12 protein-coding genes are annotated in these 15719 nt (G+C 43.1%); 7 read left to right on the top strand and 5 right to left on the bottom strand.

Annotation, left to right across the window (positions count from 1 at the left end; genetic code table 11):
* Window positions 1–486 precede the first annotated feature (486 nt).
* Window positions 487–1371 carry a porin Omp33-36 gene (gene omp33-36, locus ACG9ZB_RS03960; protein ID WP_094148465.1) on the top strand — a complete coding sequence of 295 codons (885 nt, stop codon included), beginning with the start codon at window positions 487–489 and terminating at the stop codon, window positions 1369–1371.
* Between the two features lie 49 nt (window positions 1372–1420).
* Here omp33-36 and ACG9ZB_RS03955 read toward each other — a convergent pair whose 3' ends face one another.
* The 4 genes from ACG9ZB_RS03955 to ACG9ZB_RS03940 form a co-directional block, all read right to left on the bottom strand.
* Complete coding sequence (locus ACG9ZB_RS03955; RefSeq protein WP_419324276.1) at window positions 1421–3388, bottom strand: BCCT family transporter; 1968 nt, start codon at window positions 3386–3388, stop codon at window positions 1421–1423.
* A gap of 157 nt (window positions 3389–3545) precedes the next feature.
* A complete protein-coding gene (locus ACG9ZB_RS03950) occupies window positions 3546–4235 on the bottom strand; it encodes an ion channel (RefSeq protein WP_419324274.1) in 690 nt (229 codons plus the stop codon).
* A 250-nt stretch (window positions 4236–4485) separates the two neighbouring features.
* On the bottom strand, window positions 4486–6201 hold the full coding sequence (locus ACG9ZB_RS03945; RefSeq protein WP_419324272.1) for a cation acetate symporter: 1716 nt from the start codon (window positions 6199–6201) through the stop codon (window positions 4486–4488).
* A complete protein-coding gene (locus ACG9ZB_RS03940; RefSeq protein ID WP_333654201.1) occupies window positions 6201–6533 on the bottom strand; it encodes a DUF485 domain-containing protein in 333 nt (110 codons plus the stop codon). Before ACG9ZB_RS03940 ends, ACG9ZB_RS03945 begins: the two co-directional genes overlap by 1 nt.
* A gap of 186 nt (window positions 6534–6719) precedes the next feature.
* On the opposite strand from ACG9ZB_RS03940, the gene ACG9ZB_RS03935 reads away from it, so the two are divergent.
* Complete coding sequence (locus tag ACG9ZB_RS03935) at window positions 6720–10217, top strand: PAS-domain containing protein (protein WP_419324522.1); 3498 nt, start codon at window positions 6720–6722, stop codon at window positions 10215–10217.
* Window positions 10218–10619: 402 nt separating this feature from the next.
* The gene (locus ACG9ZB_RS03930; protein ID WP_419324520.1) at window positions 10620–11387 is read left to right on the top strand and encodes a hypothetical protein; all 768 of its coding nucleotides are present in this window, start codon (window positions 10620–10622) and stop codon (window positions 11385–11387) included.
* A gap of 60 nt (window positions 11388–11447) precedes the next feature.
* On the opposite strand, the gene ACG9ZB_RS03925 is transcribed toward ACG9ZB_RS03930, so the two are convergent.
* Entirely contained in the window at window positions 11448–12098 is a 651-nt protein-coding gene (locus ACG9ZB_RS03925; protein ID WP_004691689.1) for a response regulator, read from the bottom strand.
* 377 nt (window positions 12099–12475) lie between these two features.
* Between ACG9ZB_RS03925 and msuE the strand changes: the two genes are divergently transcribed.
* The 4 genes from msuE (at window position 12476) to ACG9ZB_RS03905 (ending at window position 15706) form a co-directional block, all read left to right on the top strand.
* Complete coding sequence (gene msuE, locus ACG9ZB_RS03920) at window positions 12476–13204, top strand: FMN reductase (RefSeq protein ID WP_419324270.1); 729 nt, start codon at window positions 12476–12478, stop codon at window positions 13202–13204.
* A gap of 27 nt (window positions 13205–13231) precedes the next feature.
* Window positions 13232–14338, top strand: a complete 1107-nt coding sequence (gene sfnG, locus ACG9ZB_RS03915) for a dimethylsulfone monooxygenase SfnG (protein WP_419324268.1) — start codon at window positions 13232–13234, stop codon at window positions 14336–14338.
* Between the two features lie 127 nt (window positions 14339–14465).
* On the top strand, window positions 14466–14876 hold the full coding sequence (locus ACG9ZB_RS03910; RefSeq protein WP_419324266.1) for a DoxX-like family protein: 411 nt from the start codon (window positions 14466–14468) through the stop codon (window positions 14874–14876).
* Complete coding sequence (locus ACG9ZB_RS03905) at window positions 14873–15706, top strand: SDR family NAD(P)-dependent oxidoreductase (RefSeq protein ID WP_419324264.1); 834 nt, start codon at window positions 14873–14875, stop codon at window positions 15704–15706. The genes ACG9ZB_RS03910 and ACG9ZB_RS03905 overlap by 4 nt, the downstream gene beginning before the upstream one ends.
* The last annotated feature ends 13 nt before the right edge of the window (window positions 15707–15719 follow it).

Genomic DNA, 15719 nt, shown 5'->3' with positions numbered 1-15719 from the left:
TTATGAAATAAATCCGTTCACTTGTAAAGCTAACTAAAGCACTATGGATTAACACAACACTACAATTATCGTGAAAATTATCACAAATACTCAGAGGATATGTACATTATGCAAGCAAAAAACGAGCTTTTTGCGCTAATTTTAGGCGTTTTTTAGATTTAGGACACAAAAACGCCTATATTTAAGGTGCTTTATTTAACTTTTTTACCGTTTATATCTATATATTCAATCTAATTTACCAATTAAAAATCAAGTTCAGTACAATTCATTTTCCTGCATTCTCTGTTTTCTAAATAGGTATACCCTATTGTTCTGCTGTAAGTTTTTTTTTGTTGACATGGATACACTCAATTGAGTAATTTTTAACCTATAACACAGCTAGAGTAATTACTCAATAATATAATACCATTAGAGCTCATTGACTTAATAAATTGTTACAATAGAATAGCCTTAGTTTAATCCAATGTTAACAATCTGGTAAATATCATGAAAAAACTCGGTTTAGCCACTGCTTTATTATTAGCCATGACCGGTGCTCAAGCATACCAATTCGAAGTACAAGGTCAATCTGAATACATCGATGCATCTGATGCAAATGACAAAGATTTTACTGGCGGTTTACAAGGTACTTTCTACTTTAAAGATGTTGATTCATCTAAAGGTCCTTTAGCTGAAGCTGCTTTTTTAAACCAAGCTTCAAATGTTTCTTTGGCATATAACTATGCTGAATTAGGCACTGACGGTACTGATTTCATCGCACACAACTATGGCGCTAAAGCAGAAGCGTATATTCCTACTAAATTCGTTCCAGCATATGCAAGTGCGTCTTATAGCCACACACACTTCGATGGTAAAAACAGCGAAACGCCTGATGGCAATGGCGACCGTTATGCACTTGAAGTGGGTGCTTTAGCTGCTCCAAACTTCTTGGTTGCTGTAGGTTATACTAGCGTTGCTGACCAATTTGCTCTTGATGCGTTCAACGTAATGAGCAATGGCGCGGTTAAAGCTGTTGGTGAAACTGTAACAATCGGTGATGACCAAGACGCGATTACTGCACGTACTAAATACGTAGGTAACATCGACGGTACTAACATGGCGCTTGGCTTAGAAGCTGGCCTTGTTTATGGTGATGACACTGCTTACCAATTAAAAACTGACCTTTACTTAACACCTGCGTTAAGTGTTGGTGCTTCTTATGTTGAATCAAGCTTTGCTGGTACTCCAGATTCAGCTTGGGGTGCAAACGTTAACTACTTCATCACTCCAGCAGTTGCTGTAGGCGCAAGCTATGTAAATGCTAACGCTAAAGACAATACTGAGAATCTTGATACACAAACTGTTGGCGTAAACGCTAAATTCCGCTTCTAATTCAATTTAGAAACTGAATTGAAAAAAGGACGCTTTAAGCGTCCTTTTTTTAGTTTGTGGCTCTGACTAAATTTAAGAAATGTAAATGACGTTCGTACTGGTCAATAATATCTTGCAGTAGATCTTCTAAAGTCCAATCCATCACATCATAATTCTGCCCACCTTCTCTTAAGAAAACTTCAGCTTGATAAAACTGCTGTTCCTCCAGTCTATCCGCCATAAAACTAGGAGGCTGGGTTTCACGTGCAACCACCTGATAGATGAAGTTAATTTCATTATGGTGGTCTACGCGTAACTGCAAGCCATGCTCAATCGGTTGAATGGTTACATCTAGCTGACGGCGCTGAAATTCCTTTTGCACCGCTGAAAATGCATGTTGTACTTGCTGACCAATGAATTCTTCAACCTCAGACTGAGTATGCGGATAATGCATAATCAGACCTAGACGCTGTTGCCAACTGCGTGGATTTTGAATCGCACGTGGCGTGATTCGCGCATCTTGTAGTGCACGCATTTTGGTGACATCCAAACGCAGTGCTTTCACTAAGCCCCAACAGACCAGTAACATAATCAAAGTAAAGGGCAAGGCACTCATAATTGTGGCCGATTGTAAGGCCGAAAGTCCGCCTGCCATCAGTAAGATAATCGACAGTAACGCAATCAAAATGGTCCAAAATAGCCTTTGCCATAAGGGTGAATTTTCTGTTTCTGCGGTTAAGTAATCAATTACCAATGAGCCTGAGTCGGCTGAAGTCACAAAGAATAGCACCACCAGAACAGTCGCAATCAGGCTCGATATTTCAGAGAAAGGTAAATGAGTTAAAAATTCAAACAGTGCGACGGATGAATCTTGTTGTACCGCTGAGATTAACGAAGTGTGCCCATCTTGAATAATACTGAACAGCGCTGCATTCCCCATGAAGCCCATCCAAATTAGGGTAAAGCCTGTAGGAATGAACAACACTCCGACAATGAACTCGCGAATGGTTCGACCTTTAGACACTCGGGCAATGAACATTCCCACAAAAGGCGACCACGAAATCCACCACGCCCAATACATAATGGTCCAACCACCAATCCAACCATTAGGTTGGTAGGCATAGAGGTTGAAGGTCATCGTGAACAGATTAGATACATATTGCCCTGCGTTTTGAATGCTGGTTTGTAAGATATAAATAGAAGAACTGGCAAAAAACACAAATAACAGTAAAACCACTGCCAGCACCAAGTTCAATTCAGACAGCCGTTTAATGCCTTTGTCCAAACCAAAACCGACTGAGAGCGAAGCTAAAAAAGTGACAAAAATGATTAGCCCGACCTGAATGCCAATACTTTGCTGAATGCCAAAAAGATAATTCAGTCCCGAATTAATTTGGGTCACCCCAAAACCAAGTGTGGTAGCAACCCCGAAAATGGTGCCTAAGGTTGCAAAGGTATCAACCGCATCTCCCGTTGCACCATAGATTTTTTTGCCCACCAAAGGATATAAAGCAGAGCGAACTTTTAAAGGCAAATTATGTCGGAAAGAAAAATAGGCCAGTGACAAGCCCACAAGTGCATAAATAGCCCATGCATGTAATCCCCAGTGGAAAAAGGTGATTCGCATGGCTTGTTGTGCGGCATCCACGGTTTGCCCGTCTCCCGTGGGCGGGTTGACATAGTGCATCACGGGTTCAGCGACTCCGAAGAACATCAAACCAATTCCCATCCCTGCGGTAAACAGCATAGCAAACCAAGAACCACTGCTATATTCAGGCAGACTATGATCAGGACCGAGTTTGATTTTCCCCATATCGGAGAGCGCAATAAAGATCAGCAGGATCAGAAATAACGCGACGGCTAAAACATAAAACCAGCTAAATGAATCAATAATCCATTGATTTAAATGTTTGGTTAAAGCCTCAAAACCACTTGGGTCAAAAAGAATTAAGGCCAGAAAAAGCACTAGAATCAGGACAGTGCTGAGAAATACATTCCGTTTGATGTTTGCAAACAGCGATGGCTTTATGGAAGGCATAATTCCCCCAGAAAATTATTTTTAGTACAAAGATATAACCAAAATGGTTAACTAGACGAGTCTAATAAAACCTGAAGAATGAATAGCTTAAAATTTAACAATTCTGTTTTATCATAGTTTATGTTTAAAAATAAGGCAGTGCGAATCCTGTAACAGTTTAATTTTCTTTATGATCATTGGGTCGATGCTGAATATACTGCAAGGCAATCAAGCGTGAGACGACTAAAGCCAAATACATCACCCCACAAAACATTTGTAACATCGCGATCATACGAGCCAGCGGTGTTAGTGGCATTAGATCGGACAAACCTGTCGCCGACTGCAAACTAAAGCTTAAAAATAATAAATCGAGCCATGACTGTGCGCCCGCCACATTAGGATTTAAAAAGCTATTGGGTTCTAAAATCTGGCAAATGCTATATAAAAAGGCAAAACCCCATGCGATAAGGGTAAACACTGCCCCGGCAGCAAATAGCTCATCTTTGGTCAAATAACGGTCTGCAAACATATAGCGCAGCAATCCATAGGCCGCAATAAAATAGGCCATCGCCTCAAAAGCATGACTAATCACTAACAGTATTGGATCTCGCGCACCCAGCAAAATCAGTAAGGAAAAGAACAATGCCCCACCAACAAAACTCAAGCCGAGGATGGTAAACACGGGAGTTTGGCGGATGACCTTGGCAATGAGTAACAGGACCAAAACACCTAAGCCCCAAACCAATACACGTAAGGACAGGCTATGGCCGCTCAAAAGCGCCAAAATTAGCATAATAAATTGCAACAGCAGTAACCATGCTGATGGCAGTAGACGTAAGCCTTTCCAAAATTCGACAAATACTTGCATATGCAGCCTGTTTTTTTAAAGCCAGTTTGATTGGTTCTTGTTCTCGCTGTTTTAACTTAGCACGAATAGACACTGAAGCCGATGCTTTTTATTCGTGTCGGTCGATTCATTTTGCCCAACAATTTGAGTACTGCTTGAGCAGTGAATGCCACAATCTAGGTCTTTCAGTATTCAAAACGAACACAATTAGGATATTCAACACCATAAAAAAAGCCCCAATCAATGGGGCTTTTTTTAGTTCAGGTTCAGATTAGTGATCTGAAGCACCTGAGATACCAATACCTGTTTGTGAGCGTACATACTGCGCATCAAATGCCTTACGTTCTGCTTGTGCACGTGCTGAGTTATCAGTCACAGAGAACAACCAGCAGCAGAAGAACGCCAATGGCATTGCAAAGATCGCTGGGCCATTGAATGGATTTACTGGCGTTTCAGAGATTGCGAATGTATCTACCCAAACGGCTTTAGACAAGACAATGAGTACTACTGCAGTCGCTAGACCCACTACACCACCAATCACCGCACCACGCGTGGTTAAACCTTTCCAGAACATTGACAGTACAAGCACTGGGAAGTTTGCACATGCAGCTACAGAGAATGCTAGACCCACCATAAAGGCAACGTTTTGTTTCTCGAACAGAATTCCTAAAATCATCGCAAAAATAGCAAGACCTAAAGTCGCGATTTTAGACATACGAAGTTCAGATTCAGGTGTTGTTTGACCTTTCTTGAATACGTTTGCATACAAGTCATGTGAAATTGCTGAAGCACCAGACAAGGTCAAACCAGCAACTACCGCAAGAATTGTTGCGAATGCAACCGCTGAAATGAAGCCCATGAACAAGTCACCGCCCAATGCATCAGACAAGTGAACCGCTGCCATGTTGTTACCACCAACAAGCTCTAGCTTGCCAGTTACTGCCATTTTCGCTACATCAAGGAATTGTGGGTTGTTCGATACATAAAGGATCGCACCAAAACCGATGATGAAGGTTAATAAGTAGAAGTAACCAATGAAACCTGTTGCAACAACCACTGATTTACGTGCTTCTTTTGCATCTTTTACAGTGAAGAAACGCATCAAGATGTGTGGCAGACCTGCTGTACCGAACATCAATGCAAGACCTAGAGAGATCGCATCAATCGGGTTTGCCGCCAGTTTACCAGGGCCCATGATGTTTGCTGCTTCAGTTAAAGATACGTCATGTACTTTAGAGAATACCGCAATTGATTGTGAGAACATTTCAGAGAAGCTGAAGCCCACGCCTTTCATCACCATGAAAGCCATGAATGTCGCGCCAGACAAAAGCATCACAGCTTTAATAATCTGTACCCAAGTTGTTGCCAACATTCCACCGAAGATTACATAAGCCATCATCAGGAGGCCAACGATCACAACAGCAATGTTGTAGTTCAAACCAAATAACAGTTTGATCAGCTGACCTGCACCCACCATCTGAGCGATCAGATAGAATGCAACAACCACCAATGAACTCACTGCTGCAAGCGTACGTACTGGTTTTTCTGCTAAACGGAATGACACTACGTCAGATAAGTTGAACTTACCTAAGTTACGTAGACGTTCAGCCACCAAGAACAATACGATTGGCCAGCCGACCATGAAACCCAATGAATACAGCAAGCCGTCGAAGCCTGAACTGAAAACCATTGCGGAAATACCCAAGAATGATGCTGCGGACATATAGTCACCCGCAATCGCTAAACCATTTTGGAAACCTGAGATCCCGCCACCCGCTGTGTAGAAGTCAGCCGTGTTGGTGGTTTGTTTTGCTGCCCATTTGGTGATGAGCAAAGTAAATCCGACAAAGATACCGAACATGATAATGGCATGCCAGTTTGTCGCTTGTTGTTGAGCCTCACCCAAATCTGGGCCTGCAAGTGCGAGGCTTGAAGCCAACAGTGCTGTAGCAGCGACTGCAAGCGCTTTCAATGAATTCCATTTCATTAGTGCTGTCCTTTCTCTTGCGCAATGGCTTCAACTTCACGCATTGCTTCTTCATTTAATGTGTCGAGTTTGTTATTCGAAATATACGAATACACACCACATAAAAGGAAAGACAATACAATAATGCTTAGACCCAATGGCATGCCAATCGTGGTCACGCCACCACTAACTGAAGTCATCAAAAATTCTTTGTTGTAGCCGACCAACAACATGAAACCAACGTATACAACCAACATAATGGTTGTCAGTGTCCAGCTCAGTTTACTTTTACGACTAACCATTTCCTTGAATTTGGGATTTTGTAGAATCTGTTCTACTTGTCTCTCATCCATAACCATACTCCTGTCTGTATCCAACCGTAGATACAATTTTTTAATTCGAATTATTACATTTGCTAAAGTAGCAAGCTTCTGTATTGGTTGTAATTTAGACTTTGGTCTGTAAATTTTAAACAAGCTCATCAGCCTCTATCCGAGATGCGCTATGATGGCCGAGATGATGGAAAAACTTTAGGTAAAATGAACAGCTGGCTCATTATTGGGGTATTGGCCCTCTATATCGTCTTACTCTTTATCTGCGCCTTTTTTGGTGAGAAACACGCCAGCCGCCTGAGCACGCGTGGGCGCATGCTATTGTTTAGTTTAACTTTAGGGGTCTACTGTTCATCTTGGACCTTTTATGGCGCAACAGGTGCAGCAGTTCGTGAAGGCATTATCTTTCTGCCGATCTACCTTGGCCCACTACTTTTCGTCGCACTGGGCTATGACATTTGGCGTCGTTTAGGCCGCGTTCGTCAGCATCATGCTATTTCATCAATTGCCGATTTTGTCGCTGCACGCTATGGTAAAAGTGGGCCTTTGGCCTCAATGGTGACCATCCTCGCCGTCATTGCGATTATCCCTTACCTTGCCCTACAGCTACGTGCCATTGCACTCAGTGCCGCGGTGATTTTAGAACCTACCGCAGGCAGCATCGCCTCGACCACCAACGGTGTGCTATTCCTCACCGGTATTTTGGCCATTTTAGCCATGATTTTCGGGACTAGACAGATTGCCAATACAGAACAACATGGTGGTCTGATGTTGGCGGTTGCCTTCGAGTCTTTTGTCAAACTGTTTGCTTTGCTGTGTGTCGCGCTCTTTTTCGTGTTTGCTGCACCTGAAAATATCCATCAAATCTCTAAGGATGTTGCTGAAACTTTCCATCAGGTACAACTGATTGGTGTACCTGATACATTTTGGATTCAAACCTTGTTGGCTGGACTCGCGATCATTTGCTTACCGCGTCAGTTTCACGTCGCTGTGGTCGAATTACGTGATGAAAAACATATTCGTGGGGCACGTCGCTGGTTCGCAGTTTATTTAGTTTTAACTATCATTGCTATTATCCCGATTGCCAGTTGGGCACTGCATGCAACGCCAGGTTACTTAGCGATCCCCGATGTCGCGGTTTTGTCTTTACCCTTAAGTTATGGCCAAGATTGGTTAACCCTATTGGCCTTTTTAGGTGGCTTTTCTGCCTCTACGGGTATGCTGTTGGTGTCTTCAGTGGCCCTGTCGATCATGCTCAGTAATGACTTAATCATGCCTGCCTTGTGGCGTACCAATTTACTGTCCCGCCACGATAAACGCTTACCCTTGGTGCTTAAATTTACCCGTCGGGTCTGTATTTTAGCCGTCATGTTATTGGGCTTTTTGTTCTTCCATTTTTTCAATGATATTGACCAACTTTCAGTTTTTGGCTTGTTGGCCTTTAGTGCGGTGGCTCAGTTCTCACCAGCCCTTATTGGTGGTCTGTACTGGCGTGGCGGTAGTAAACAAGGTGTCTATGCAGGTTTATTGGCTGGTTTTGGTATGTGGGCCTACACCCTGCTGTTACCCACTGTACTGCGTAGTTTACCTGCTGAATATTCACACTTTACCGAAAGTTTTCTTAATGTCGGGCCAATGGGGATTAACTGGTTACGCCCTGAAGCCCTGCTCGGTTTTGAATCCTTTGCCGCACTCACTCATGGGGTGGTATGGGCGCTCGGTCTGAATATTATTTTATACATTTGGATTTCCCGAATTTTCCGCCCCAGCGTGGCCGAACAAATTCAAGCAGAAAGCTTTTTCTATTATGAAACTAAGCCACTGCCGACACAGAGCACGTCTACAGACATCAATTACATTCATCACGATGTTGCACGTTTAAAAGTTGGTGATTTAATTACCTTAGCCAAACGGATTACAGGCGATGGCGCAACCATGCGCGCTTTCCAACAGTTCTGTGACCAAAACAATGTGGTGCTGAATGAAAACAGCAATGCCAACGGTATGTGGTGGCGCTTTACCGAACAATATTTGGCAGGCACTATTGGCGCTGCATCGGCACGTACCCTGCTCACCACCGCAATGGTCAACAATGGCCTCGCTTTGGGGCAAGTAGCAAACATTCTAGACCAAGCCTCACAGTGGCAACGTTTTAATCAAAACCTGATCATGACCATGATTGACCACATGACCCAAGGGGTGAGTGTGGTCGATGAAAATATGTGTTTGGTGGCATGGAATAACCAATATTTAAAACTGTTTGATTATCCAAAAGACATTGTCTATGTCGGTTGTCCGATTTCCGATTTGATTCGGTATAACGCAGAGCGCGGCGAATGTGGCCCAGGTTCAGTCGAAGAACATGTGCGTAAACGGATGCACTGGATGCAAGTCGGTAGCGCACATGAATTTGAACGCATTCGTAAAGATGGTCGTGTCATTCAAATGCGCGGTAACCCGATTGAAGGTGGTGGCTTTGTCACCACCTTTGCCGACATTACCGCCTTCCGTGAAAATGAAGCCATGCTGGAGGCGCGTGTCCAAGATCGAACTCAACAGCTAGCAGATGCATTGACTGAACAACAACTGGCGCGTGAACAAGCCGACAAAGCCAATATGTCGAAAAGCCGCTTTATTGCCGCGGCCAGTCATGACTTATTGCAACCGATGCATGCTGCGCGTCTGTTCAGTACGGCTTTAGAACAAAGCGTACAAAGCGAAGAAGACCGTAAAACGCTACAACAGCTTGATCGAGCCTTACACGGTGCAGAAAGTATGTTATCTGCCCTGTTGGATATTGCCCGTCTTGAAGGTGGCACCATTCAACCGAACCGTCAGGCTTATCCGCTGCATGATTTACTCAATGACCTCGAATTGCAGTTTAAATCCATTGCCGCACAGCGTGGTATTCGTTTCAGCGTACATGATGCTCAGTTCTGGATAGATACCGACCCACAGTGGATTCGCCGAATTATTCAGAACTTTGTCAGTAATGCCCTACGCTATACTGCCAAAGGCAAAGTGGTAGTGGGTGTACTCCGCTCCACGCATAAACCACGCCATATTCGAATTGGAGTTTGGGATACAGGACCCGGGATTGCAGAAGAACAACGAATCAAACTATTCCAAGAGTTCGAGCGCTGTGGCCATACCTCACCGTGGGGTGAGCAAGGGCTTGGCTTGGGCTTAGCCATCGTACAACGGATGACCAGCCTGCTCGACTACCCAGTGCATGTCTATTCAGAGTATGGCAAAGGGTCATGCTTTATGATTGAAGTACCAATCATTGACCCACCAAAAGTCGTAGCAGCGCCTGTACAAGCGGTACCACTCAAAACCAAAGCCTATAAGATTTTATGCTTGGACAATGACGAAACCATTTTAGAAGGGATGTCGACTTTACTGACCAAATGGGGCTATCAAGTGTTTAAGGCAACTGAACCTGAACAGGCTTTTGAGATGATTCAGCAAGAAAACATTCAGGTCTGGTTGGTCGATCAGCACTTAAACCATGACAAAATTGGCTTGGACTTTATTTTGGCCAATCGTCAAGAAAATGTCCCCGTCGCTTTGATTACCGCAGACTCAGATCCTGAACTGCCACAACGCGTCAAAGATATGAATATCGTGCTGTTGAAAAAACCATTAAAACCCGCTTCTTTACGAGCATGGTTATCAGGTTTAAAAATTTCAAATCCTGAATAAATTCACTACATTTACTCACAAAACTCAAGTCACTTGACTTGGGTTTTGTCTTTTTTAGGCTCTGTATACATGGCAAAGTGACTAAAGTTTTAAAGGTTTCGACCAAAGTGCTCATTTGCAGCTCTTTGAAGCCCAATAATATTGACTAAAAATTACACATCTATTTTTACTATGGCAAAATACACCAGTTACATTAGTGAACACTTGTATACTTAGTTACAATTTTTCAAGCATTTGTTTTATTTAAACTAAATATAAATAAAAACACAAAATACGACTTTAGTCGTATTCATCTCCAACGGGGATTGGCAGATAACTAGGACTAAGAAAAGATCAGTTTTTATACCTATATATCCCTTCCTTCGCTGAAGAAACTGATCATCCTTCTCTTGGAGTTTTATGATGAACATTTCTAAAGCAATGCCACATGGCTCAGATCAATCGCAACAATTTCTGCGTCAGTATAGTGCCAATGCCTTTTTACCCAGTATTGACTGGGTCGAACTCTTTAAGCAAAGTAAACTCAGCGAAACTCATGTTCAGGCCTTAGATACGCTGTATCACACCGCCATTCCCCTCGCATTACAAGTGTTTGAACAACTCGACTTTGATGTGTTTCGACCTGCGGCTTACCAACCGCACGGCTTAGGTCTATTTGAAAAACTTCAGCAACAAGAAGCCCCTTTCTTGCTGGCATTGGAAACCGAATCCAGTGCACTCAGTGAAGATGTACGCCATCAAATTTGGAGTATGCTCCTTCGCGGCGGCGCAGTATTGGTGTTTAAAGCATGGCTCGGTAAAGTCAAAACCGATCAGGATCAACTCGATACCACCCAGTTTGACCAACTGTCAGATTTGCTCTTTATTAAAACACCACCACAAGTCTTGGCGGATCGTTTAAGTATTGATACGCAACGGGCACAAGACCATATTTTCCTGATGTATGACAACGAAATCTACTTAGACCGTTTCAACAGCTTGGAAACAGCGGCTTTATTTGTCGATCTTGGCGTGTATGATGCGGCCTTTTTAAGTCTGCGTGATGACCGTGTTGCCGCTTATTTGAAACAACAGGGCTATGTGTCTGAAGAGCAAATTGATGACTTGCAATGTGCTTTAAATCCTTTATTTTGTACCGATGTCACCAGTAAACAAAACTGCTTGGCTTAAACTCAAAACCAAAAAAAAAGCGCTGATGATTCAGCGCTTTTTTTAATTCAATAAATCAGCTTACATGCGTTTTTCTTCAATATTTAAAGCATTGATCGCAAGGACCGCTTGAGTTCGGTTTTGTACCCCGAGCTTACGGAAAATCGCAGTCACGTGCGCTTTAATCGTCGCTTCTGAAACATCGAGTTCATAGGCAATCTGCTTATTCAGCAAACCTTCTGCCACCATCATCAAAACACGGAACTGCTGCGGTGTTAAGGATTGAATTCGCTCAGCCAGTGCAGTTTCATCGGCAGCACGGGGGTCAAAATTCATGTTAGCGGGTAAATTTGGCGGCAACCAAATTTCACCATCTAAGACTTCGCGAATTGCTTCGCCAATATGACTTGGATGTGCCGACTTTGGAATATACCCCATCGCACCATGCGCAATTGAACGCTGAATGATCGACGTCTCTTCATGCGCTGAAACGACAATAATCGGTAATGATGGATACTGGGCACGAACGTGTACCAATGCAGAAAAACCTGAAGCACCTGGTAAGTTTAAGTCCAATAGCACCAAATCAGGTTCAGGACCTTTTTCAAGGCGTTCATAAAACTCGTTTACTGCGGCTGTTTCATGAATTTGAGCTTGCGGTAAGCTATAACGAACAGCTTGGATTAACGCATGGCGAAACAGCGGATGGTCATCAACGATTAATATATTCATAAGCAACGAGAGATTTCGAGTGCACTAGTCTTGACTATTCTAACCATACAAGTGCCGATAAGGATATGCAAAGTCTAACTTTTTTTCACTTTATCACGCTTTATTCAGAAAAATAGCCTCAATTCCAAGTCGATATTGAAATATAAATAACTAATCACATTTTGATATAAAATTTATCAGCACATCGAAAAAGGTTATTTATTTTAAATATATATAAAAAATACAACCACTTAATAAAAATTTCAGCAACCTTTTTCAGGCTCAGCAGATATATCTTAAAATCAGATAACCTAACGCTATTTCTTTATTTTACAGACCAAATGTAGATATTAGATAAATAAGCCCATTCCGAGATAGAACACTTTAGGGCTGTCCTTATGTCTACTTTACTGCAAAAACCACTCAATATTGTCGCTGTGTCAGGCGGTTTAAATGCCCCGTCTAAAACTGAGGCGCTAGTACAAGGAATATTAAATGAACTGGGGGAAGCAACCCCAATCCATGTACATTTCATTAAATTCAGCGAAATTGGACATCTACTCGGTGGTGCGATTTACCGCAACCAACTGCCACAACGTGTGCAAGATGACTTAGCCGCGGTCGAAGCTGCCGATGCCTTGATTGTTGGAACGCCAGTTTACCGTGCTTCATTTACTGGTTTATTCAAACACTTTTTCGACTTTGTTGAGCAAACGGCGCTGGTCGATGTACCGGTACTACTTGCAGCCTCAGGCGGCAGTGAGCGTCATGCGTTGGTACTGGAGCATCAACTTCGCCCACTATTTAGTTTCTTCCAAGCGCAAACGTTACCCATTGGCGTCTATGCAACAGACAAAGACTTTACACCCGCGTATACCATCCACAGTGAATTATTACGAGATCGCATTACTCTTGCCGTAGCTCGTGCTTTACCCATCTTAGAATGGGCACCTGCCAAAGGTCAGCGTGCAGAAGTGGTGAAAGAAAAGACCCAACTTGCCAATCAGAACTTGGGTATCAACACGCAAATCGAACAAGACGATGTACTGCCTTCAGCAGCGGTCCCAAATTTAGATGCAGCCGAGTCTCGCTTGCATCAGAAAAAAGCCAAACCACAGGTCGCTTAACGCAAGAAGCATGGAGAGGGTTTTCACATGTCACAACAGAATAAAAATATTACGTTTGCTTATTGGGTTCCCAATGTCAGCGGTGGCTTAGTGGTAAGTAATATTGAGCAACGCACAGATTGGAGCTATGACTATAACGTCCGTTTAGCACAGACTGCGGAAAAGAATGGCTTTGACTATGCCCTGACTCAGATTCGTTTTACTGCGGGTTATAACGCAGAAAACCAACATGAGTCGGTCAGCTTTAGTCACGGTATCTTAGCCAAAACCAGCAAACTCAAAGTCATTGCTGCTATTCTACCTGGCCCGTGGAAACCCGTGCTTGCCGCAAAACAGCTTGCAACCATCGATCACTTAACCCAAGGACGTATTGCGATTAATGTGGTTAGTGGTTGGTTTCGAGGAGAATTTGATGCCATTGGTGAAGCATGGCCTGAACATGACCAACGCTATGCCCGCTCGGAAGAATTTATTCGTGCATTAAAAGGCGTTTGGACCCAAGACAACTATAATTTCGATGGAAAATATTACCAGTTCAAAGACTACACCTTGTCACCCAAACCTGTGCAAAATCCGCATATTGAAATTTTCCAAGGCGGCAGTTCACGCGCTGCAAGGGATATGGCTGCACGGGTTTCAGACTGGTATTTTACCAATGGCAATACACCGGATGAACTCAAAAAACAGATTGATGATATTCGTGCAAAAGCACAACAGAATGGCCATCAGGTCAAAATTGGGATGAATGCTTTCATTATTGCACGAGATACCGAGGAAGAAGCGAAAACGGTTCTGCAAGAAATTATTGATAAAGCCAATATTCAAGCGGTACATGCCTTTGGTGAGGCTACCCGTGAAGCGGGAGCAGCAACACTTGAAGGTGAAGGCAACTGGGCCAAATCGACCTTTGAAGATTTGGTTCAATACAATGATGGCTTTAAAACCAATTTGATTGGTACACCACACCAAATTGCCGAACGTATTGTGGAATTAAAAGCTGTTGGTGTGGATTTAATCCTTTCAGGTTTTTTACATTTTATCGAAGAGGTTGAATACTTCGGTGCCAAAGTGTTGCCATTGGTTCGTGAGTTGGAAGCTCAGCAGCAATCCGTTGAGACTGCCAAATCTGCTTAGCTCGGTAAGCAGCAGACACGAACTAAAAAATAATAATGATAGGTGACTCTATTCTTCCCTCGAGGCTCGGCTTGAGGGTTTTTTTATTGGTGTATAATCCGTACAAAGTAAAAAATACCCCCTTGATATGAACAACAACCCACTCTTGAAATTCATCAATCTCTCTTTGGCCTTTTTATGGGGCTATCAAGGCCTAATTCCTAAAATTCTTTTTATCAATCCCGATGAGATTGCCATTTGGCAAACTTTTGGATTTTCCTACACACAGGCCCAACTGGCAGGTCAGGGCTCAGGTGTGCTTGAGTGTGTTTTTGCTTTATTGTTCCTCTTTAATTCCAGTAAATATCTGCATTATCTCAGTATTTTCAGCCTAGTGTTTTTATTCGCACTGGTCACTTTCCTAATACCCGACAGTCTCATTCGTGCTTTTAATCCTGTGGTTATGAACCTTGCAATGATCAGTCTATCCATTTGTTATTGTATGCTTCACAGTCAAAAAGCGACTTCCTTTAGTGTACAAAGTAAAAGAGCCATATGAATTCAAAATCAGGTTGCATCGTCATTACAGGCAGTTCTAAAGGTATCGGCTTGGGTTTAGCTCAAGCCTTCTTGGAACAGCAACAAGCCGTAGTAATATCTAGTCGAAATAGCACAGATTTGCAGCACACCCTGCAACAGCTACGGCATCGTTTTCCCGCTGTGCTGATTCATGCCGTCACGTGTGATGTCACGCAGATCCATGAATTACAAACGCTTTGGGATGAAGCCATTCAGCACTTTGGTTCTGTTCAGATTTGGATTAATAATGCAGGCAGTTGTACAGCGACACTAGACTTTAAAGATCTCGCAGCAGCAGACATACAAACTGTGGTTCAAACCAATATTCTAGGCAGTATGTTCGGCTCACAAGTGGCCTTAAACGGCATGCTGGCACAAGGCTATGGTCAAATTTTCAATATGGAAGGTTGGGGTACTCGCGGTGAATGGAGTGCAGGCATGACGACCTATGCTACCACCAAACGTGCCGTAGGTTACTTTAATCAAGCCCTGTTTAAAGAAACCAAACAGACCCACATTCAAGTCGGAACGCTCAGTCCCGGAATGGTAGCAACCGACCTACTGGTGTCCGCATGGCAAAATGGCCATGTTCAGCACTGGAACAAAATGAAACGGCTTTTTTTGTTTATTATCGATCCTCCCGAAGTGGTCTGTCGCTATTTGGCTCAACGCATTTTAGAGAATAAGCGTCGCCATAGTCGCATCGTATGGATGACGCCATTACGTCTGTTGCTCCGATTTTTGCGGCCCTATTATTGGCGGCGGAATCCCATCAAAGATACAGCTTTAGCGCATCTCGATTCAAAATAATGCCACATCAAGT

The organism is Acinetobacter johnsonii, assembly GCF_048551975.1.
Taxonomy (GTDB): domain Bacteria; phylum Pseudomonadota; class Gammaproteobacteria; order Pseudomonadales; family Moraxellaceae; genus Acinetobacter; species Acinetobacter johnsonii_A.
This window is presented reverse-complemented; position numbering and strand designations above follow the sequence as displayed.

Coding starts and splice junctions, on each gene's coding strand:
- ACG9ZB_RS03905 (WP_419324264.1), top strand. CDS start 14,873: ATGAATTCAAAATCAGGTTGCATCGTCATTACAGGCAGTTCTAAAGGT.
- ACG9ZB_RS03945 (WP_419324272.1), bottom strand. CDS start 6,201: ATGAAATGGAATTCATTGAAAGCGCTTGCAGTCGCTGCTACAGCACTG.
- ACG9ZB_RS03955 (WP_419324276.1), bottom strand. CDS start 3,388: ATGCCTTCCATAAAGCCATCGCTGTTTGCAAACATCAAACGGAATGTA.
- ACG9ZB_RS03925 (WP_004691689.1), bottom strand. CDS start 12,098: ATGAATATATTAATCGTTGATGACCATCCGCTGTTTCGCCATGCGTTA.
- ACG9ZB_RS03935 (WP_419324522.1), top strand. CDS start 6,720: ATGAACAGCTGGCTCATTATTGGGGTATTGGCCCTCTATATCGTCTTA.
- ACG9ZB_RS03940 (WP_333654201.1), bottom strand. CDS start 6,533: ATGGATGAGAGACAAGTAGAACAGATTCTACAAAATCCCAAATTCAAG.
- msuE (WP_419324270.1), top strand. CDS start 12,476: ATGTCTACTTTACTGCAAAAACCACTCAATATTGTCGCTGTGTCAGGC.
- ACG9ZB_RS03930 (WP_419324520.1), top strand. CDS start 10,620: ATGAACATTTCTAAAGCAATGCCACATGGCTCAGATCAATCGCAACAA.
- omp33-36 (WP_094148465.1), top strand. CDS start 487: ATGAAAAAACTCGGTTTAGCCACTGCTTTATTATTAGCCATGACCGGT.
- ACG9ZB_RS03950 (WP_419324274.1), bottom strand. CDS start 4,235: ATGCAAGTATTTGTCGAATTTTGGAAAGGCTTACGTCTACTGCCATCA.
- ACG9ZB_RS03910 (WP_419324266.1), top strand. CDS start 14,466: ATGAACAACAACCCACTCTTGAAATTCATCAATCTCTCTTTGGCCTTT.
- sfnG (WP_419324268.1), top strand. CDS start 13,232: ATGTCACAACAGAATAAAAATATTACGTTTGCTTATTGGGTTCCCAAT.